20 protein-coding genes and 1 other annotated feature are annotated in these 20,951 nt (G+C 49.2%); of the genes, 10 read left to right on the top strand and 10 right to left on the bottom strand.

The window, feature by feature from the left end; genetic code table 11:
• Positions 1–22: 22 nt before the first annotated feature.
• From ACHH0Z_RS01810 to ugd, 9 genes are all read left to right on the top strand, one after another.
• Entirely contained in the window at positions 23–838 is an 816-nt protein-coding gene (locus ACHH0Z_RS01810; protein ID WP_032652655.1) for a hypothetical protein, read from the top strand.
• 13 nt (positions 839–851) lie between these two features.
• Entirely contained in the window at positions 852–2,171 is a 1,320-nt protein-coding gene (locus ACHH0Z_RS01815; RefSeq protein ID WP_126325387.1) for a hypothetical protein, read from the top strand.
• A gap of 10 nt (positions 2,172–2,181) precedes the next feature.
• Complete coding sequence (locus ACHH0Z_RS01820; protein WP_032652652.1) at positions 2,182–3,312, top strand: glycosyltransferase family 4 protein; 1,131 nt, start codon at positions 2,182–2,184, stop codon at positions 3,310–3,312.
• 47 nt (positions 3,313–3,359) lie between these two features.
• Positions 3,360–4,466 (top strand): glycosyltransferase, encoded by a 1,107-nt coding sequence (locus tag ACHH0Z_RS01825; protein ID WP_045407594.1) that lies wholly within the window; start codon positions 3,360–3,362, stop codon positions 4,464–4,466.
• Position 4,467: 1 nt separating this feature from the next.
• Positions 4,468–5,889 (top strand): mannose-1-phosphate guanylyltransferase/mannose-6-phosphate isomerase, encoded by a 1,422-nt coding sequence (locus ACHH0Z_RS01830; RefSeq protein ID WP_032652648.1) that lies wholly within the window; start codon positions 4,468–4,470, stop codon positions 5,887–5,889.
• On the top strand, positions 5,889–7,316 hold the full coding sequence (locus ACHH0Z_RS01835; protein ID WP_045407591.1) for a phosphomannomutase: 1,428 nt from the start codon (positions 5,889–5,891) through the stop codon (positions 7,314–7,316). Before ACHH0Z_RS01830 ends, ACHH0Z_RS01835 begins: the two co-directional genes overlap by 1 nt.
• An 84-nt stretch (positions 7,317–7,400) precedes the next feature.
• The gene (locus ACHH0Z_RS01840) at positions 7,401–8,465 is read left to right on the top strand and encodes an acyltransferase (protein WP_045407588.1); all 1,065 of its coding nucleotides are present in this window, start codon (positions 7,401–7,403) and stop codon (positions 8,463–8,465) included.
• A 147-nt stretch (positions 8,466–8,612) separates the two neighbouring features.
• Complete coding sequence (gene gndA / locus ACHH0Z_RS01845) at positions 8,613–10,019, top strand: NADP-dependent phosphogluconate dehydrogenase (RefSeq protein ID WP_028013772.1); 1,407 nt, start codon at positions 8,613–8,615, stop codon at positions 10,017–10,019.
• Positions 10,020–10,246: 227 nt separating this feature from the next.
• The gene (gene ugd, locus ACHH0Z_RS01850) at positions 10,247–11,413 is read left to right on the top strand and encodes a UDP-glucose 6-dehydrogenase (RefSeq protein ID WP_032675157.1); all 1,167 of its coding nucleotides are present in this window, start codon (positions 10,247–10,249) and stop codon (positions 11,411–11,413) included.
• 52 nt (positions 11,414–11,465) lie between these two features.
• Here ugd and ACHH0Z_RS01855 read toward each other — a convergent pair whose 3' ends face one another.
• Positions 11,466–12,470 carry an NAD-dependent epimerase gene (locus ACHH0Z_RS01855; protein ID WP_045407584.1) on the bottom strand — a complete coding sequence of 335 codons (1,005 nt, stop codon included), beginning with the start codon at positions 12,468–12,470 and terminating at the stop codon, positions 11,466–11,468.
• Between the two features lie 194 nt (positions 12,471–12,664).
• On the opposite strand from ACHH0Z_RS01855, the gene wzzB reads away from it, so the two are divergent.
• On the top strand, positions 12,665–13,645 hold the full coding sequence (wzzB, locus tag ACHH0Z_RS01860; protein WP_045407581.1) for an LPS O-antigen chain length determinant protein WzzB: 981 nt from the start codon (positions 12,665–12,667) through the stop codon (positions 13,643–13,645).
• A 38-nt stretch (positions 13,646–13,683) separates the two neighbouring features.
• On the opposite strand, the gene hisIE is transcribed toward wzzB, so the two are convergent.
• The 9 genes from hisIE to hisL all read right to left on the bottom strand — a co-directional run bounded on the left by hisIE (position 13,684) and on the right by hisL (position 20,900).
• Positions 13,684–14,295 (bottom strand): bifunctional phosphoribosyl-AMP cyclohydrolase/phosphoribosyl-ATP diphosphatase HisIE, encoded by a 612-nt coding sequence (gene hisIE / locus ACHH0Z_RS01865; RefSeq protein ID WP_039266702.1) that lies wholly within the window; start codon positions 14,293–14,295, stop codon positions 13,684–13,686.
• Positions 14,289–15,065 (bottom strand): imidazole glycerol phosphate synthase subunit HisF, encoded by a 777-nt coding sequence (gene hisF / locus ACHH0Z_RS01870; protein WP_045407578.1) that lies wholly within the window; start codon positions 15,063–15,065, stop codon positions 14,289–14,291. Before hisF ends, hisIE begins: the two co-directional genes overlap by 7 nt.
• Entirely contained in the window at positions 15,047–15,784 is a 738-nt protein-coding gene (gene hisA, locus ACHH0Z_RS01875; RefSeq protein ID WP_045407574.1) for a 1-(5-phosphoribosyl)-5-[(5-phosphoribosylamino)methylideneamino]imidazole-4-carboxamide isomerase, read from the bottom strand. Before hisA ends, hisF begins: the two co-directional genes overlap by 19 nt.
• A complete protein-coding gene (hisH, locus tag ACHH0Z_RS01880) occupies positions 15,784–16,374 on the bottom strand; it encodes an imidazole glycerol phosphate synthase subunit HisH (RefSeq protein ID WP_045407571.1) in 591 nt (196 codons plus the stop codon). Before hisH ends, hisA begins: the two co-directional genes overlap by 1 nt.
• On the bottom strand, positions 16,374–17,441 hold the full coding sequence (gene hisB, locus ACHH0Z_RS01885; RefSeq protein ID WP_023344483.1) for a bifunctional histidinol-phosphatase/imidazoleglycerol-phosphate dehydratase HisB: 1,068 nt from the start codon (positions 17,439–17,441) through the stop codon (positions 16,374–16,376). Before hisB ends, hisH begins: the two co-directional genes overlap by 1 nt.
• A complete protein-coding gene (gene hisC / locus ACHH0Z_RS01890; protein ID WP_045407568.1) occupies positions 17,438–18,499 on the bottom strand; it encodes a histidinol-phosphate transaminase in 1,062 nt (353 codons plus the stop codon). Before hisC ends, hisB begins: the two co-directional genes overlap by 4 nt.
• Positions 18,496–19,800, bottom strand: a complete 1,305-nt coding sequence (hisD, locus tag ACHH0Z_RS01895) for a histidinol dehydrogenase (RefSeq protein ID WP_045407749.1) — start codon at positions 19,798–19,800, stop codon at positions 18,496–18,498. Before hisD ends, hisC begins: the two co-directional genes overlap by 4 nt.
• Before the next feature lie 5 nt (positions 19,801–19,805).
• Positions 19,806–20,705, bottom strand: a complete 900-nt coding sequence (gene hisG, locus ACHH0Z_RS01900; protein ID WP_000886595.1) for an ATP phosphoribosyltransferase — start codon at positions 20,703–20,705, stop codon at positions 19,806–19,808.
• Positions 20,706–20,750: 45 nt separating this feature from the next.
• Positions 20,751–20,874: a sequence feature (His leader region), on the bottom strand.
• Positions 20,850–20,900 (bottom strand): his operon leader peptide, encoded by a 51-nt coding sequence (gene hisL, locus ACHH0Z_RS01905; RefSeq protein WP_102046738.1) that lies wholly within the window; start codon positions 20,898–20,900, stop codon positions 20,850–20,852. It overlaps the preceding feature by 25 nt.
• Positions 20,901–20,951 lie beyond the last annotated feature (51 nt).

The raw sequence follows: 20,951 nt of genomic DNA on the forward strand, positions 1-20,951 counted from the left end.
TATTTACAGATAAAATATAACTATGAAAGTTAATATTATTGTTGCTCTTTATTACCCCCACTATTATGAAAAAGTGAGAAAAGAGATCTTCTCTATTTTTGCTAATGAGCATTTTCATATTTTATTTGTAGATAATAGTGGTAAGCTGATCCCTGAAAATGAGCCTGCAGCGAATGTACAGTGGCTCAAGGGCAGCAATGTAGCCGGAGAATTCTCTGCATGGGATGAAGGCTACACTCTTCTTACGGGTGATGGAACAATAGACAATGATGATATCATTTTGTTTATGAATGATACTTTCTGTCACCATCGCTTCTTTACCTTCTATGATAGAATGCTCTACCGCAAGGCGGTTGCACACTGTACCGTGAATGGTTTCTATGGCGAGTTAAACAGTACCAGAACAGCATTTACCATCAATCAGTTGCCGTTAACCGCATGGATCTCTTCCTACGTATTTCTGAGTCGAAGAGAAAATATCGATAAGCTTATGCCTTTAAATAATGTACAGACAATAGATGATCAAGAATTTGTACAGATCAACGACGGTCTTAAACAGCGTAGGGTCAATGTGTCTTTCTTCTCGGAAAATCTCAATCAGCATCTTAGCCATTGGCTTTTCCCTATAAACAGAAATGGTTGGTACAATGCGGGTAAAAGCTCTCCAGCAATTCTACTATTTAAGCTCAAAGCCATTATAAATGAAAAGCTGTTGAGCCATAAGGCACTGATAAATGGTCTCACTGTAAACGATATCTATCAGGGTAAACTAAACAGAATTTATAACTCGCTGCGCAACAGGCTCTACACTTTTTGCAAGCGCCATAAATTAGTATAAATGGCATTAATTCATGAATACCAATATGAATGGAATTGAAATAAGCGCTCCGGGTAGAGGAAAGTATGTATTTGCATCAATGTGCTTAATGATAATTCTCCTGTCGATGACCCTGAACGATTTACCGGTGCAGGCGTTTTTAGGCATGCTGGGTGCCAGTCCAATGTGGGCAGCGTCAGCGGTTATCTTTATACTATTTCTTATTCAAAATAAATTTCGTCTGTACTTAGATAAGTACAGCCGACTTTTTATGTTCTATTTTTTGCTGACGTTTTGCATCTCGCTTATCCAGTGTGTCTGGTACTATATCGTTGAAGGTACTATATTAAATTCTTACGGAGTGTCTGTACTCAGTAAGCATATCTTTGCCTCTTCTTATTATTTTTTCTATTTTTTGACTGTTTATTGTGCAGGCTATGTTCTACGCTCCGTAAGCGGAACGTTTTTGAGCAAAACGGTTATTTTAATCGCGTTTATTATGACATTGATTATTGTTATAGAATTCGTTGCGCCTGATGTACTTGCACCGTTCCACCTTAGCATGGAAGGCTATGGTGTGGGATCGCGACAGCGGTTGCTCTCGCCCGAACCGTCAATAGCCGCTTTTACGTTTAATATATTTTTACTGCTGGCGATTACCCTCAGCAAAGTTAACCTGGTCAGACTCATTCTTTGGGGGGCGCTGCTAGCGGGTAACATGTTGATTGGCTCAAAGTCCTCATTGGTGCTGATCATGTTTGGCGGACTGCTGGTATTCTATTTCAACATGACGTTAATTCAGAAATTAAAATCACTGTTTGCACTCATACCGATTGCAGGGATAGTCATTTATACTATTATTCATACAGTGCTTCCTGCGTTGATGGTTGATATTGAAAATTTCACCAGCGTTAGCACACGGCTGATCACCTCGCTATGGGCCGTCTGTAGTTTATTCTACTATCCCCTTGGTGAGGGGTATGGTACCTACACTGCATGGTTCGTGCACCCACTAGAGGCAGCGATCAGCATAGGCAAGAATCTGGCTCCGTTTTCGCTTAATCTGTCCGAAATTAATGATATGATCGATACAGGTAATTATCTTTCGGCAAAATCAGGTATTCTCTTTTCAGTTATTCATAGCGGCTTTATGGCTGTCATTTTCTACTTTATTGTTTTTAGAAATGCTTTTCTGGACGTTCAGGAGACTAATGCAGGTTACTACCAAAAAATATTGCTGCGGATAACGCTTTGGTACTCGCTGCTATCAATTTTGTTCGCTGTTAATATAGAGGTTTTATATGCGTTTCTATTGCCTTTTATTGTCGTAAATTATCTAAAAACAAATTCATAGACGGTAAATAATGATCAAAGAAAAATTACTGTATATCTCAATGTCTCTGGAAAAGTCTAATTATGGCGGAAGCATTGTATCTCGAGCAAATTTAAAAGCTCTGAAAACCAACGAACGTCTAGAGATTAAAGAGATCGCGATCGTCAGGAAAGAGGAGGGTGCTTACGAATGGGAAATGCTGGCGAAGAATTCAAAAATACAGACGGCTCTCAACAATTTACGCGGCTACGCTGGTAGGCTCAATGCTGAAATTTTCAGCAGAATTAAAGGAATTATTCATGAGTATCAGCCAACTACGTTATATCTTGATTCAAGCCTGCTGGGTAGCGTGGCCGAATGGTGTAAGAGCGCGTACCCAACTATCAAGATTTTAACCTTTTTCCACAATGCGGAAGTGGATTTCGAAAAAGATCGCCTTAAGAGCGGCAAAATTCAGTTTCTACCGTCGCTATTCTCAACCGTATCCGCTGAAAAAAAAGCAGTCAAATATAGTGATCTATTGATTACGCTGCATGAGGCGGACTCGGATCGTCTCTTTCGTCTTTACAAAAGAAAAGCAGACTTTTGCGTACCCGTCTGCATTGTAGATGAACAAATTGCCGATGCGGTGCTGTATGGTTCTGAAGCCACACAGTCGAGGGTGTTTACCGTTGGTTTTATCGGAACTGCGTTCTATGCTAATACCGAGGCCGCACAATATATCTCTCAGCATATCGCACCTGCATTTATTGACGATAGACAAATACAGTTTGTGATCGCTGGAAACGGATTTGAAGCGTATGCTACAAAGCTTGATAAGCCTAACCTTAAAACTTACGGTTACGTTGAGTCGTTAGCGGATTTTTATCAGAGTGTTGATGTGATTTTATCCCCGATCTCCATTGGGGGAGGTATGAAAGTAAAAGTTGCTGAGGCGCTTAAATATAATAAAAAGGTTATCGCATCATCTTTCACCTTGATTGGCTATGAACAGTCACTCGAGAGTCCGGATATCATCAGCTGTAACAGCTTGTCCGAATATAAGGTCGCAATTAAAAAATTAAGAAACATGCAAACTACAGCATCTACAACAAGGAAGCTTTTCCTTCAATATTACTCTGATAGTGCATGCGCAGAGTATTTTAAAAAGATATTTCAATAATAAATCCTTAATAAGAAAAAGGTTTTATTTTTTATAAAGAGGTTAAGGTGCGAATTCTCGAGGTAAGTAAGTTATATCCCCCCTTCTGGGGTGGGATTGAGACGGTTGTGTACGATATATCAACGGTATTAAAACAAGAAGGTTACGACGTTGATGTATTATGCGTTTCGGAAAAAAATCAGTCTTCTGAAGAAGTTATCGATAGCGTTAAGGTTTATCGCTGTGCCAGTATTGCCCATTTGGCAAGTACTTATTTATCCTTCGAATTTATTAAAGTCTGGAGGAAAATTAGAAATAACTATGATGTTATACATGTTCACTTACCGAATCCACTTGCTCTTCTCGCTTTTTTCTTATTTAAACCCCATAAAGAATGTAAAATTATCGTCCACTGGCACAGCGATATAGTAAAACAAAAATATTTGAAAATTCCTTTTATCCCTTTGCAAAACGATTTGCTTGCTCGCTGTAATAAAATCATCGCAACCAGCCAAGTTTATGCCGACGCTTCAGAAGATCTCACAAAATACCTTTATAAAGTTGAAGTTATTCCGATCGGTATTGACGAAGATAAAATGGTCGCTTCACCTGACGCTGTCGAACAGATTAAACAGCGCTATGCCGGCAAATTTGTGATCTTCTCTTTGGGTCGACACGTCTACTACAAAGGTTTTGAGTATCTTATTGAAGCGGCTAGACTAATGGACGAAAACTACATTATCTTGCTGGGTGGACAGGGCGAGTTAACCCCTGAATTGAAAGCGAGAATTAAAGAGCATAACCTTGAAGATGTCGTTAAGTTGCTGGGGCGGATCTCCGCTCATGAACTGCCAGCATACTTTAGCGCAGCTGATGTGTTCTGTCTGCCATCTGTTGAACGCTCCGAAGCTTACGGTGTCGTGCAACTTGAGGCGATGGCTTGTGGTACACCAGTAATCTCAACCGATATTAAAGGCTCTGGTGTCGCATGGGTCAATAAACATGGTCTGACTGGCCTGGTGGTCCCGGTGAAGAATGCACATGCGTTAGCTAGTAGTTTTAATTATTTGCGTGAGCATCCAATTAATAGAAACCAAGTTCATGAGTATTTTACACAGCATTATACTAGGTCAAAAATGGTTAATTATTTCATCAAGGTCGTAGAGGGAGCATAATATGAAAATATTGCCTGTTGTTATGGCTGGAGGTTCAGGAACACGTCTCTGGCCGCTTTCACGCTCCCTGTATCCAAAACAATTTTTGTCATTAGTTGATGATGCTTCATTGTTGCAGGGTACACTCTTGCGACTCGAAAACCTCGATTGCACCACGCCTCTTATTATCAGTAATAACGAGCACCGATTTATCGTCGCTGAACAATTGCGCCAGGCAGGAATTGTTGACTTTGATATTATTCTTGAACCCATGGGGCGCAACACTGCACCGGCTATTGCTCTGGCCGCACTCCATGCTTTAAGAGATGGCGATGATCCTATTATGCTGGTGCTTGCCGCCGATCATGTTATTCAAAACGTTGATGCGTTTTGCAGTAGTGTTACTTTGGCTCAGAGGCAAGCGGTGGATGGAAAAATGGTGACCTTTGGCATTGTTCCCACGCATGCTGAAACGGGCTATGGATACATTCGACAGGGTAAGGAAGTGCTCGAGTCGGTCTTTGAAGTCGATGCTTTTGTTGAGAAACCTGATCAGTCTACTGCTGAAGCTTATCTATGTGACGGCCACTATCTTTGGAACAGTGGAATGTTCATGTTCAAAGCAAGTGTCTATTTGTCAGAACTGGAAAAATTCCGTCCGGACATACTCAGTGTCTGTAAGAAGGCAATGTCAGGTGCCTCGTCTGATCTTGATTTTATCCGGCTTGAAGACTCGGTTTTTGCCGCCTGTCCGGATGAATCAATTGATTATGCTGTGATGGAAAAGACTAGCCATAGTGTTGTTGTGCCAATGGATGCTCAATGGTGCGATGTTGGTTCCTGGAGTTCGCTGTGGGATATTTCTACCAAAGATGACAATGGTAATGTGACCCATGGTGATGTGATCTATCACAATAGCAACAATAACTATGTCTATGCTGAAAATTCGCTGGTCGCCACAATTGGGACGGATGATCTTGTGATTGTTCAAACTAAAGACGCATTGCTGATTGCGAAGCAGGATCAAGTACAGAATATCAAAAAAGTCGTCGATGTCCTTAAACGTGAAAAACGTAGCGAGCATATTTCACACCGCGAAGAGTATCGTCCTTGGGGGCGTTACGATTCCGTTGATCAGGGGGGGCGCTATCAGGTTAAACGCATTACCGTTAAGCCGGGTGAGCGTCTCTCGACACAAATGCATTACCATCGCGCAGAGCATTGGGTGGTCGTTGCTGGTACAGCGAAGGTGACTCGGGGTGATGACGTTTTCCTGGTATCGGAAAATGAATCAACGTTTATTCCGGTTGGGGTCGTCCATACTCTGGAAAACCCTGGTAAGGTGCCGTTAGAAGTCATTGAAATCCAGTCCGGGACCTATCTTGGCAGTGATGATATCGTTCGATTCGATGATAAATATGGACGCATTAAGGATAATAAATAATGTTGAATTCCAAACTTGTGATTAAAAACAGTAATGTTGCGTTTGGAACAAGCGGAGCACGAGGTCTGGTTGTCGATTTCACACCTGAAGTCTGTGCTGCATTTGCACACGCATTTATTGATGTCATGGCGCGCGATTTTACCTTTGATACTGTTGCTTTAGCTATTGATAATCGCCCGAGCAGTTATGCTATGGCTAAGGCCTGCGCTCAGGCGATTATTGCTAAAGGGTTAAGAGCGGTTTATTACGGAGTGATCCCAACGCCCGCGTTGGCTAATCAATCACTCCAGGATAGGGTCCCAGCCATCATGGTTACCGGCAGCCATATCCCCTTCGATCGCAACGGGTTAAAATTTTACCGTCCAGATGGTGAAATCACCAAAGCCGATGAGCTCAGTATTCTGCAGTGCGAGTCCGCTTTTCGCCTCGAACTACCATTACTTGAATTGACAACGTCGTCGCTGGCCGCCGATAACTACATAGCGCGTTACACCTCCCTGTTTGCTGCTGATACGCTGGCAGGAAAGCGAGTAGGTATTTATGAGCACTCCAGCGCTGGTCGAGAGCTTTATGCCAAAATATTTACCCAGCTTGGGGCCGAAGTTATCAGCATTGGCCGCAGCGATGAATTTGTACCAATCGACACCGAAGCTGTTTCTGAGGAAGATAAAGAGAAAGCCCGTGAATGGGCGAGTGAGCTTAATCTCGACGCTATCTTTTCAACCGATGGCGATGGCGATCGCCCTCTTGTGGCTGATGAGCAGGGGGAATGGCTGCGCGGTGATATCCTGGGTCTGCTATGTGCTAAGGCGCTGGGTATTGACGCACTCGCTATCCCGGTTAGTTGTAATACGGCAATAGCTAAATCCGGCTTGTTTAAGCATATCGAGCTAACAAAGATTGGTTCACCTTATGTTATTGCCGCTTTTGCCGGGCTAAGCATAGACTATGATCGCATCGCTGGCTTTGAAGCTAATGGTGGTTTTTTATTGGGTAGCGACATCACATTTGGTGATACGACGATTTCCGCACTGCCGACACGTGATGCCGTTCTGCCTTTCCTGATGGTTTTTGCCAGCAGCGTTACCGCGAAAGTACTGATGTCGGATCTGTTACACAATCTCCCACAGCGTTTTACTCATTCAGACCGCATCCAGAACTTCGCTACGGCGCTGAGCAAAGAAATCATCGCTAAAGCCTTACATGACCCGCTCGACTTTGTACATTCTCTTGGTTTTAACCTCGGAATTAAAGTCGTCGATTCCACGGATGGTCTTCGACTCACTCTCAGTGATGATTCTGTAATACATTTGCGCCCATCGGGCAATGCACCTGAGCTACGCTGTTATGCTGAAAGTTGCAGTGTTTTTTCCGCTGTAGCATTGGTTGAAAATATACTTGATCAGCTAAAAAAACTATCTATCTAATATCTGTTAGATATTTTCTACTTTAGAAGTTGGGCAGCATTCTGTGCTGCCCAGTTAGTTATTAGCTTAGGAATATTAATCAATATGATCGCAAAAAGAATTCCGGGGGTTGAGGTATTAAGAGTCTTTGCTATATTTATGGTGGTTTTGATACATTCAACTCCGGAGTATACGAATGGTTCGGGAACGAACTTGGCTGCACTAATCCTACAGTCAGTATCACGTGCAGGATTTATCTCTTTTTTTCTAATTAGCGGTTATTTCGCCCTTAACGAAAAAATAGTTAGCTTGAAGAAGTATTATTACAACAGAGTTGTTACTATAGTTATCCCGTTTTTATTCTATGCTTATATTCATTACTTCATGGTGCATTATGACTTTGGCCGAGCCGCTAATGCTCTGTCAGGTTTCTTTTCAATAACCACTCTGGCGGATTTTCTACATGCGGTTATTATCGGGCCAGCTTTTAATGGTTCAATGTTTGTTTCGCTACACTTCTGGTTTATCTACTGGATAGTGGGTGCCTATGCCGTGGTTCCCTTTGTTGGTTATGTTATTCAGCGTATAGAGCCATCTTCAAGGCTCAAGTCTATCGCTTTTTTGCTTGGTGTTAGCTGGTTGCATCTCTATGTTAATCGCTATTTCCCAAATGCTAACATTATCTCTATTCCTTTTATTGCTGATGGTTGGTTCGTTTATTTTCTAATAGGTGGGCTTCTGTACGGTTTGGAACTCAATAAGTATAGAAAATATGCATGCGTGTGTTGCGCTATTGGTTATGTGTTGACTGTTTTCTTGACTTGGTTCAATTTTTCCATGTTGAGTATTTATCAAGCACCTTATGGTATTGACATTAACATGGTGCTTTGCGTATGCGGATTCTTTATAATTTTCCAAACGCTTCGCGAAAGTTTTTTAACGACGTGGGTTGCGAAAGCATCGAAATACACCTATGGGATTTATTTGACTCATGTATTTATGATGTATTTTGTAAGCGGCTATACGAAAACGGCTACGAGCAGTGTTATTGCAAATTCTGTGTTGACGGCTGTGGTTGCTTTTACACTGGCGTTAATTTTTTGCTTCATTTTCGATAACCTATTTATTTTTAAATTGATCAGAAAATTGAAGTTAAGTAATACTTATTAAATGAAATGAATATCCTCATGTTCAATGATGTCTATTATGAAATAAATCTTGGATGATGCTATTCAAAAGTATATAAAATAGGTTAACATCATAACAACATTTATCTGCGTTATGATTCGCAGTGACCACACCTGACAGGAGTATATAATGTCCAAACAACAGATCGGCGTTGTCGGTATGGCAGTGATGGGGCGCAACCTGGCGCTCAACATCGAAAGCCGTGGTTATACCGTCTCCGTTTTCAACCGCTCCCGTGATAAGACCGAAGAAGTGATTGCCGAGAACCCAGGCAAGAAACTGGTTCCTTTCTATACGGTTAAAGAGTTTGTTGAGTCTCTGGAAACGCCTCGTCGTATCCTGTTAATGGTGAAAGCAGGCGCAGGTACCGATGCAGCTATCGACTCCCTGAAGCCTTACCTCGAAAAAGGTGACATCATCATTGATGGCGGTAACACCTTCTTCCAGGACACCATTCGTCGTAACCGTGAACTGTCTGCTGAAGGTTTCAACTTCATCGGTACCGGTGTATCCGGTGGCGAAGAGGGCGCGCTGAAAGGCCCATCCATCATGCCTGGCGGCCAGAAAGAAGCATACGAACTGGTTGCGCCTATTCTGACTAAAATCGCCGCTGTTGCAGAAGATGGCGAGCCGTGTGTGACTTATATCGGTCCTGACGGTGCGGGTCACTATGTGAAAATGGTGCATAACGGCATCGAATACGGCGACATGCAGCTGATTGCTGAAGCTTATTCCCTGCTGAAAGGCGGTCTGAACCTTTCTAACGAAGAGCTCGCTGAAACCTTTACCGAGTGGAACAAAGGCGAACTGAATAGTTACCTGATCGACATCACCAAAGATATCTTCACGAAAAAAGATGAAGAGGGTAAATACCTGGTTGATGTGATTCTGGATGAAGCAGCGAACAAAGGCACCGGTAAATGGACCAGCCAGAGCTCTCTGGATCTGGGCGAACCGCTGTCACTGATCACCGAATCTGTCTTCGCGCGTTACATCTCTTCTCTGAAAGAGCAGCGCGTGGCGGCGTCTAAAGTGCTGTCTGGCCCTCAGGCTAAACCAGCGGGTGATAAAGCCGAATTCGTTGAAAAAGTGCGTCGTGCACTGTACCTGGGTAAAATCGTTTCTTACGCGCAGGGCTTCTCTCAGCTGCGTGCGGCATCAGACGAGAACAACTGGGATCTGAACTACGGTGAGATCGCGAAGATCTTCCGCGCGGGCTGTATCATTCGTGCGCAGTTCCTGCAGAAAATCACCGATGCCTATGCTGAAAACGCCGGTATCGCTAACCTGCTACTGGCACCGTACTTCAAGAAGATTGCGGACGAATATCAGCAGGCGCTGCGTGACGTGGTTGCCTACGCTGTCCAGAACGGCATCCCGGTTCCGACCTTCTCTGCGGCAGTAGCCTACTACGACAGTTACCGTGCGGCAGTTCTTCCTGCAAACCTGATTCAGGCACAGCGTGACTACTTCGGTGCGCATACCTACAAGCGTACCGATAAAGAAGGCGTATTCCATACCGAATGGATGGAATAAGTTAACTGACTTGCTGTCATCAAAACCCGGAGCCTGTCTCCGGGTTTTTTTTATGAAAAAACTGCCGCCTGTTACTCGAAGTAGTCTGAATCTCATCCTCCTCGCAGTGATTACTCCTGGTTTGCCTTGACAGCTCAGTTTGTCAGGAGGTACAAAGCCCAACAGTTATGTTTATCGCGATGGTCTGGCGACCATCAGTACAGTTAACTCACAGAAGTCATTAGCGAATGAAAATAACAATCTCCGGAACAGGGTATGTCGGTCTTTCTAACGGCATTTTGATTGCTCAGAATCATGAAGTGGTTGCGCTGGATATCGTGCAGGCCAAAGTGGATATGCTCAATCAGAAGAAATCGCCGATTGTCGATAAAGAAATCCAGGACTATCTCAGCAATAAACCGCTGAATTTCCGCGCCACGACAGATAAAGAAGATGCATACCGCGATGCGGATTACGTCATCATTGCGACGCCTACTGACTACGATCCTAAAACCAACTATTTCAACACCTCAACGGTAGAAGCGGTAATCAAAGACGTTATCGCGATCAACCCTGATGCGGTGATGGTGATTAAATCGACCATCCCTGTCGGTTTTACCAAATCCATTAAAGAAAAATTCGGTATTGATAATATCTTCTTCTCGCCGGAATTCCTGCGTGAGGGGAGAGCGCTTTACGATAACCTGCATCCTTCGCGTATCGTTATTGGCGAACGTTCTGAGCGCGCTGAACGTTTTGCTGCGTTGCTACAGGAGGGGGCGCTCAAGAAAGATATTCAGGTGCTATTTACCGATTCCACTGAAGCTGAGGCGATCAAGCTCTTCGCGAATACCTATCTGGCGATGCGAGTGGCTTATTTTAATGAGCTCGACAGCTACGCAGAAAGCCTTGGACTGAATACTCGCCAGATTATTGAAGGGGTGTGCCTCGACCCGCGCATTGGCAATCACTACAACAACCCGTCATTTGGCTACGGTGGCTATTGCCTGCCAAAAGATACGAAGCAACTACTGGCAAACTATCAGGCGGTGCCGAATAACCTCATCTCGGCGATTGTTGATGCCAACCGTACGCGTAAAGACTTCATCTCCGATTCTATCCTTGCACGTCAGCCGAAAGTGGTCGGTGTGTACCGTCTGATCATGAAGAGTGGTTCCGATAACTTCCGTGCCTCTTCCATTCAGGGGATCATGAAGCGTATCAAGGCGAAAGGCGTTGAGGTTATTATCTATGAACCTGCTATGTCGGACGATCAGTTCTTCAATTCACGGGTGATCCGCGATCTGGACGCCTTTAAGAAAGAAGCCGATGTCATCATTTCAAACCGCATGGCGGAAGAGCTGGCTGACGTGGCGGATAAGGTTTATACCCGCGATCTGTTTGGTAGTGACTGATTCTCTGCTCTATATTGTAAAAAACCCGGCTGAGTTGCCGGGTTTTTTATTTTTAGACTTTGTAGAAATCGCGGTACCAGTCAACGAAATTCTTCACCCCATCCTTAACCGAGGTTTGCGGTTTAAATCCGATCGCGTCATAAAGTGGCTGGGTATCGGCGCTGGTTTCCAGAACATCTCCTGGCTGAAGAGGCAGCATATTCTTCTCGGCTTTTTTACCCAGCGCGTCTTCCAGCGCAGTGATGTAATCCATCAGCTCGACTGGTGAACTGTTACCGATGTTATAAACCCGGTAAGGTGCTGAGCTGGTTGCCGGAGAGCCGGTCTCAACGGTCCAGTTTGGATCTGCCTGAGGAATAATATCCTGCAGACGAATAATGGCTTCAGCGATGTCATCAATATAAGTAAAGTCGCGCTTCATCTTACCGTAGTTATAGACATCAATGCTTTTTCCTTCAATCATCGCCTTGGTAAACTTAAACAGCGCCATGTCCGGGCGTCCCCACGGACCGTATACGGTAAAGAAGCGCAGCCCAGTTGTCGGCAGGTTGTAGAGATGCGAATAGGTGTGCGACATCAGCTCATTGGCTTTTTTGGTCGCGGCATAAAGCGAAACCGGGTGATCCACGGAATCGTCAGTTGAGAAGGGCATCTTGCGGTTGAGGCCATATACGGAGCTGGATGATGCATACAACAGATGCTGAACGTTGTTATGGCGGCAGCCTTCCAGCACGTTGAGGTGGCCGATAAGGTTGGCGTCCGCGTACGCATGGGGGTTTTCCAGGGAGTAACGAACACCCGCCTGCGCGGCCAGATGAATCACACGATCAAACTTCTCACCAGCGAAAAGCGCAGCCATGCCTTCACGGTCTGCTAACTCCAGCTTGTGAAAGGTGAAACGCTCTGATTTCAACAGTTCCAGGCGCGCCAGCTTCAGGCTTACATCGTAGTAGTCATTGAGGTTATCGATACCAACAATCTGATGTCCGGCCTCAAGGAGGCGTTTACTGACATTTGAACCGATAAAACCCGCTGCACCCGTTACCAAAAATTTCATAGCGTTCCTCATAAAGCTATATTCTTACCGATGCCATAACGCATCGCACTGCATCTATCATAGCGCGAAGGGGGTAAGTTACATAACCTATCTTTCCGATATTACTCATCGGATTCTTATAGAAAAATCGCCAGTAATCGATAAACTATGCAAACTTAATTATGTTCCGCCCTTTTTCATCTGTTAGGGATTGTATGACGCAAAACAACAATAGCCAGGTCAGTCAAAATCATGACCCTGAGCAAATTGATTTACTTGATTTAATGCTGCAACTTTGGCGTGGAAAGTGGATGATAGCAACCTTTGTTATTGTTTTTATTGCCCTTGCTGTCGGATATTTGTTTGTTGCTAAAGAAAAGTGGACCTCAAGTGCAATTATTGCGCAACCCGATGCGGCTCAGATAGCACCCTATTCAAATGCATTGAACATCCTTTATGGTACCGCAGCACCTTCAATGCTGGATACTCAAACGCGCGCTATTGAACGTTTTAATGCATCGCTTTCAGCGTTATCTCAGGCGCTGGACAATCAGTCAGAGCCTGAAAAACTTACTATCGAGCCTGCTGTTAAAGGGCAAGCGCTGCCATTAAGCGTCACCTATACCAGTACATCAGCAGAAGCGGCTCAAAAGCAGCTAGCGCAGTACATTCAGCAAGTCGATGAGCAGACCGCAAAAGAACTAGCCCTTGATCTTAAGGACAATATTAAGGAGCAGATCAAAACCCTGAATGATTCACTGCAAAACCAGGAGAAGGTCGCGCAGGAACAAAAAGATCTGCGTATCAAACAGATTGCTGAGGCACTGAAAAACGCTGAGGCAGCGAAAATTACTTCGCCACAGCTCCAGCAAACCCAGGATGTCACACAGGAAACATTATTCCTGCTTGGCAGCGAAGGGCTTAAATCGATGATTGACAACGAAGCATCGCGCCCACTGGTTTTCCCCACCGCCTATTATCAGACCAAGCGAAATCTGCTGGACATCCAGAATCTGAACGTAAACCCGGACACAATCCACGTCTATCGTTACGTTATGAAGCCGGATCTGCCTGTCCGCCGTGACAGCCCGAAAAAAGCTATGATTCTGGTTCTCGCCGTGCTACTTGGCGGAATGATTGGTTCAGGTGTGGTACTGGGGCGTAACGCCTTACGAAACTACAAACCAAAAGCCTGATTTGCAGTTAAAAAAACCGGGGATTATCCCCGGTTTTTTTATTTGTGACGTTTGCGAAGGTTTTCTATCACCGCCGTCAAATCCAGCGCCTGATCCTGCAGCAGCACCAGCAGGTGATACATCAAGTCAGACGCTTCGTTCGTCAGCTCCTCGCGGTCATGCACGGTCGCGGCCAGCGCCGTCTCAACGCCTTCTTCACCCACCTTCTGCGCAATACGCTTGGTTCCGCTGGCGTACAGCTTCGCGGTATAAGAACTCTCCGGATCTGCCGTTTTACGCTCTGCCAGCAGCTGCTCCAGTTGATACAGGAACAGCCACTGGTGACTCGCCTCGCCGAAGCAGCTGCTGGTGCCCTTATGGCAGGTCGGACCGATGGGGTTTGCCAGTACCAGCAGGGTGTCGTTATCGCAGTCCGGCGTAATGCTTACTACATTCAGGAAATGGCCCGAGGTTTCGCCTTTGGTCCACAGGCGCTCTTTCGTGCGGGAGTAAAACGTCACTTTGCCGCTGTCGATCGTTTTCGCCAGCGCGTCCTGGTTCATATAGCCCAGCATCAGCACTTCGCCTGAGACGGCATGCTGGACAACCACCGGCAGTAATCCGTCCGTTTTTTTCCAGTCCAGCTGCGCCTGTTGTTGCTCTGTTAACATACCCTTATCTCCACGCCCTGGTCGGCCAGGTACGTTTTTAACTCACCAATATTAATAATCTGTTTGTGGAACACGGAAGCGGCCAGCGCGCCGTCCACGTTCGCATCGCGGAAGGCTTCGAGGAAGTGTTCCATGGTGCCCGCGCCGCCGGAGGCAATCAGCGGAACGTGGCAGACCTCACGAACTTTTTTCAGCTGTTCGAGGTCATACCCGTTACGCACGCCGTCCTGGTTCATCATGTTGAGGACAATCTCGCCCGCGCCACGCTTCTGCACTTCCTGCACCCAGTCGAGCGTTTCCCACTGCGTCACGCGCGTGCGGCTTTCATCCCCCGTGTACTGGTTGACGTGATACTTGCCCGTTGCGGCGTCATACCAGGTGTCGATCCCAACCACAATACACTGCACGCCAAAACGATCGGCGAGGCGGGTAATGAGCTCCGGGTCGGCCAGGGCAGGAGAGTTGATGGAAATCTTGTCGGCACCAAACGAGAGAATTTTGGACGCATCGTCAGCGGATTTAATCCCACCCGCCACGCAGAACGGAATATCGATCACTTCCGCCACGCGAGCGACCCAGCTTTTGTCGACCACGCGTCCATCGCTGGACGCGGTAATATCGTAGAACACCAGCTCATCTGCGCCTTCATCGGCATAGCGTTTTGCCAGCGGAACGATGTCGCCAATGATCTCGTGGTTGCGGAACTGCACGCCTTTCACGACCTGGCCGTCACGCACGTCCAGGCAAGGGATTATCCGTTTTGCCAGCATTGAATCGCCTCCGTCACCGTAAATTTACCTTCCAGCAGGGCCCGGCCCACAATCACGCCCTTCACGCCGGTTCCGCGCAGCGCGGCAATATCGTTTAAATCACCAATTCCGCCCGAAGACTGGAACGCTACCTGCGGATAACGCGCGCAGATCTCTTCATACAGCGAGACGTTGGAGCCCGCCAGCGTGCCGTCACGGGAGATGTCCGTGCACAGCACGTGCTTAAGGCCAACGGGCAGATACATCTCGACCAGCGCCTCCAGCGTCACGCCGGAGTTTTCCTGCCAGCCGCTGACCGCCACCTGCTTATTACCCTGTTCGTCAATGCGCACGTCCAGCGCCAGCACCAGCGCGTCGGCGCCAAAGCGGCGGAACCAGCCCTTCACCGTCTCAGGATCTTTCACGGCGGTTGAACCGACCACCACGCGCGCCACGCCCGCATCCAGCAGCGCGGCAACGTCATCTTCCGTACGCACGCCGCCGCCGACCTGTACCGGCACATCAACACCGGCAACCAGATTTTTAAGCAGCGGGATCTGGCGCTTCGCCGGATCTTTCGCACCCGTTAAATCGACCAGATGCAGCACCTGAGCACCCTGGGCGGCATAATCCTGCAGACGCGGCAGCGGGTCGTTTCCGTAGTCTCGCTGCTGTCCGTAATCACCCTGATGCAGACGGACAACCGTGCCGTCAATTAAATCTAACGCGGGTATAATCATCACATCTCCAGGAAGTTTTTCAGCAACTTCGCGCCCGCGGCGCCCGAGCGCTCCGGGTGAAACTGTACGCCGAAGAAATTGTCTTTCTGTACGGCTGCGGTAAACGCCTCGCCGTAAGTGCACTGGGCGATGGTATTGACGTTCACCGGCATGGCGTAGCTGTGCACGAAGTAAAAATACGCGCCATCTTCAATGCCGCGAAAAAGCCTGTCGCCCGCTTTGGCGTACACGCGGTTCCAGCCCATATGCGGCAGAGGCAGACCGTGGTCGGTCATTTTCGGCACGTCTTCGTCGATAATGCCCAGCAGGTCAACGCCGTTGCTCTCTTCGCTGCGGCGGCCCAGGATCTGCATACCCAGGCAAATGCCCAGCACCGGTTGGGTACAGGCTTTTATCAGATCGACCAGCTCGCGCTCGCGAATCTGATCCATCGCCGCCTGCGCAGTGCCTACGCCCGGCAGAAATAACTTGTCGGCACGCAGCACCACGTCCGGGTCACGGCTAACCACCGGTTCGTAGCCGTGGCGGGTGATGGCCGACTTTACGGAGTTCAGGTTGGCGCATCCGGTATCCAGAATCACCACGTTCATTACAGCACTCCTTTTGATGAGGGCAGGGCGTCGCCTTCCACGCGAATTGCCTGGCGCAGCGTGCGGCCGAAGGCCTTGAAGAGACTCTCCACGCGGTGGTGGTCGTTCTTGCCTTTGGTCTTCAGGTGCAGCGTCAGGCCCATGGTGTAGGACAATGAACGGAAGAAGTGCTCCACCATTTCGGTGCTCAGATCGCCCACGCGCTGGTAATTGAAGTCTGCTTTATATTCCAGGTGCGGACGGCCGGAGATATCCATCGCACAGCGCGCCAGACACTCGTCCATCGGCAGGACAAAGCCAAAACGGTTGATACCGCGTTTATCACCGAGCGCCAGCTTAAGGGCTTCACCCAGCGCCAGGCCGGTATCTTCCACGGTGTGGTGATCGTCAATATAGAGGTCGCCTTTTACCGCGATCTCCATGCGGAAACCGCCGTGGGTGGCAATCTGGTCCAGCATGTGGTCGAAGAAACCCACGCCGGTGTGGATCTTGCTGCCGCCTTCGCGGTCCAGCCAGACCTTCACATCAATCTGTGTCTCTTTGGTGTTGCGTTCAACGTGCGAGTAGCGGTCACGTTTTGTCAGCTGTTCGCCAATCATCGCCCAGTTAAGGTTGTTGCGGTCATAGCGCAGCCCAGCGATGCCCATGTTCTCCGCCAGCGTAATATCGGTGATGCGATCGCCGATGACATAGCTGTTGGTCTTATCCAGCACATCCTCCGCCAGATAGCGCTCGACCAGCTTCACCTTTGGCTTACGGCAGTCGCACTCGTCGGCTGGCATGTGCGGGCAAATCAGCACTTCATCAAACACCACGCCCTGAGAAGTCAGCACCTGCATCATCAGATTATGCGGGCCGTCAAAGTCTGCCTGCGGGAAGCTGTCGGTACCCAGACCGTCCTGGTTGGTGATCATCACCAGCTTGTACCCGGCTTTTTGCAGCTTGAGCAGCACCGGGATCACGTCAGGTTCAAACGCCAGCTTGTCGAATCGGTCGACCTGAAAATCAGCTGGTGGCTCCGAAATAAGGGTGCCGTCACGATCGATGAAAAGGATCTTCTGGGTCATACTTTCTCCGCTTTCAGGGCGTCAATCACGCGCTGGCTCTCTGCACGGGTGCCGACGGTAATGCGCAGGCAGCCACTCAGAGAAGGTTGTTTATTCTGGTCTCGTAAGATAATGCCCTGATCCCATAAAGATTTAAATACGGCGCTGGAAGCGGTAAAGCGCACCAGGATGTAGTTGGTTTCCGAGTCGAACACCTGCTCCACGCACGGGATATCCTTCAGGGCGGTCACCAGGTACTGACGTTCCTCCAGGATTTGCGCCACGCGCTCGCGCATCGCGTTAATCCCCTGAGGCGTCAGCGCCTGTGCCGCAATATCGGCAACCGGCGTTGAGAGCGGGTACGGGGCGATCACCTTCAGCAGCAGGTCAATGACCTCTTTATTCGCCAGGGTGAATCCGCAGCGCAGACCCGCGAGGGCGAAAGCCTTCGATAGCGTACGCAGCACCACCAGGTGCGGATACTCCTCCAGCCAGCCAGCCAGCGTCGCCTGCGGGCAGAACTCGATGTAGGCTTCGTCCGCGACCACCAGGGCTTTACCGCGCGTCATCTCCAGCAGGGTACGGATATCCTGCGGGTTAATAATCTGCCCGGTCGGGTTGTTTGGGCTACAGACAAACACCACTTTTACGCCGTCAAGATTGTCGGCAATCCCCTGCAGATCCAGCTGCCAGTTCTCCAGTGAGAGCACGTTGCGGCACGCCACCCCGAAGGTTTCCGCGCTGACGCTGTACATACCGTAGGTCGGCTGGCAGTACATTACCGCGTCTTTGCCCGGCTCGCAGAAGGCACGGATCAGCAGTTCAATGCCCTCATCCGCACCGCGACTGATCAGCACCTGCTCTGGCTTCACGCCAGCGTACTGCGCGTAGTTTTCAATAACCGCCTTCGGCTGACACTCCGGATAGCGGTTCAGCGTTTGCTGCGACAGCTCAAACTGCACCGCCGTTGGATATTCGTTGGCGTTCAGCCAGACATCCCCTTTACCGCCCAGACGACGCGCAGACTGATAGGGCGTCAGGCGACGGACATTTTCACGGGCTAATTCTTCAATGTTCATGCTTGCTCCTTCAGGGCTGCAACGCGCAGCGTAACGGCGTTTTTGTGAGCGGTCAGGCGCTCGGCGGCGGCCAGGGTTTCAATGGTGGACGCCAGCGAGGCAAACCCGTCGCGGGAGAGCTCCTGCACGGTCATGCGTTTCTGGAAATCCGCCAGCCCCAGGCTGGAACAGGTTGAGGTATAGCCATACGTTGGCAGCACGTGGTTGGTGCCGGAGGCGTAATCGCCCGCGGATTCCGGTGACCAGTCGCCGAGGAACACCGAGCCCGCGCTGGTAATGCTGTCGACCAGATCGCGCGCATTTCGGGTCTGAATAATCAGGTGCTCCGGACCGTACTGGTTAGAAATGGCAATGCACTGCTCGAGATCGCGCGCCACAATCAGACGGCTGGCCGCTAACGCCTGGCGTGCCGTGTCGGCGCGGGGCAGGTCGGCAAGCTGACGCTCCACGGCTTCGCCCACGCGTTTCGCCATATCGGCATCCGGCGTCAGCAGGATAACCTGCGAGTCCGGGCCGTGTTCCGCCTGGGAAAGCAGGTCGGAGGCCACGAAGTCCGGCGTGGCGCCGCTGTCGGCAATCACCAGCACTTCAGACGGGCCGGCAGGCATATCGATGGCCGCGCCGTCCAGACGCTGGCTGACCTGACGCTTAGCCTCGGTCACATACGCATTGCCCGGGCCAAAGATTTTGTCGACCTTGGGAATGGATTCCGTGCCGAACGCCAGGGCCGAAATCGCCTGCGCGCCGCCCACTTTATACACCGCCTGCACGCCGCAGAGCTTCGCCGCGTAGAGGATCTCATCGGCGATCGGTGGCGGAGAGCACAGCACCACTTTCTGGCATCCGGCAATGCGTGCGGGAGTCGCCAGCATTAGCACGGTGGAGAAAAGCGGGGCAGAGCCGCCGGGAATATAGAGGCCGACGGACGCAACCGGGCGCGTCACCTGCTGGCAACGCACGCCGGGCAGGGTTTCGACATCCACGGTCTGCAGCTTTTGCGCGGTGTGGAAGGTATCAATGTTTTTCACCGCGACGGCCATCGCCTGCTTGATGTCATCCCCCAGGCGATTGCTGGCATCAATCATTTCCTGCTCGGTAACCTCTAATGCGCCGACGTCCGTCTTATCAAACTTCGCGCTGTATTCACGCAACGCGTCATCGCCGCGGGCTTTGACGTTATCCAGGATCTCCGCCACGGTGCGCGAGATGCTTTCAGAGGCGGAAATCGCCGGGCGCATCAGCAGCTCGCGCTGCTGTGCGTCGCTACAGGTATTCCAGTCGATGATTGTGTTAAAGCTCATGGCCATTACTCCATCATCTTCTCAATTGGCAGCACCAGGATGGAGCTTGCGCCCAGTGCCTTCAGTTTTTCCATGGTTTCCCAGAACAGGGTTTCGCTGCTCACCATGTGCATCGCCACGCGCTGCTGATCGCCTGCCAGCGGCAGGATGGTTGGGCGCTCGGCGCCCGGCAGCAGGGCAATCACTTCATCCAGACGCTCGGTTGGGGCGTGCATCATGATGTATTTGGATTCACGCGCCTGAATGACGCCCTGAATACGGGTCAGCAGTTTGTCGATCAGCTGCTGCTTAGCGTCGGCCATCTCTCCGTCACGCTGGATCAGGCACGCTTTGGAGCGGTAGATCACCTCCACTTCGCGCAGACCGTTCGCTTCCAGCGTCGCGCCGGTAGAGACCAGGTCACAGATGGCGTCCGCCAGACCCGCACGCGGCGCCACTTCAACAGAACCGTTCAGCAGACAGGATTTAAACTGCACGCCTTTCTGATCCAGATAGCGCTTTAACAGGTGAGGGTAGGAGGTGGCGATACGTTTGCCGTTCAGCGCGGCCGGGCCGTCCCACGCTTCATCAACCGGCGTTGCCAGCGACAGGCGGCAGCCGCCGAAGTCCAGACGACGCAGGGTGAAGTAACGCGGGTCTTCGCCCTGCGCGCGGCGGGTCAGCAGCTCTTCTTCCAGCACGTTTTCACCGATGATGCCGAGGTCAACGACGCCATCCATGACCAGGCCGGGAATATCGTCATCACGCACGCGCAGAATGTCGATGGGCATGTTTTCAGCCAGAGCAATCAGGCGCTGGGTGTGCAGGTTAATTTTAATCCCGCAGCGGGCCAGCAGTTCGCGTGAATCGTCACTTAAACGGCCTGATTTTTGAATAGCTATGCGTAAACGTGAGTTATCTAACATTCTTTATTCCTCGTTAACCTGTTTTAACCTGTCTGAATTCGGTCCAAAAAAAAGCCCCCGGAAGAAGATCTTCCGGGGGCTTTTTCATGCGTTCATGCACCACTGGAAGATCCAAACGTCTTCCAGCACACATCGCCTGAAAGACTAGTCAGGATGATGGTGATTATGGTGGTGTTTAAATTGAACGCGTGTCATATAAATTCTCGATGAATGCTTATTCATTTGATGTCTTTTAACCTAAACCAG

It is taken from the genome of Enterobacter cloacae complex sp. 2024EL-00227, from assembly GCF_043945315.1.
In the GTDB taxonomy this organism is placed as follows: domain Bacteria; phylum Pseudomonadota; class Gammaproteobacteria; order Enterobacterales; family Enterobacteriaceae; genus Enterobacter; species Enterobacter roggenkampii.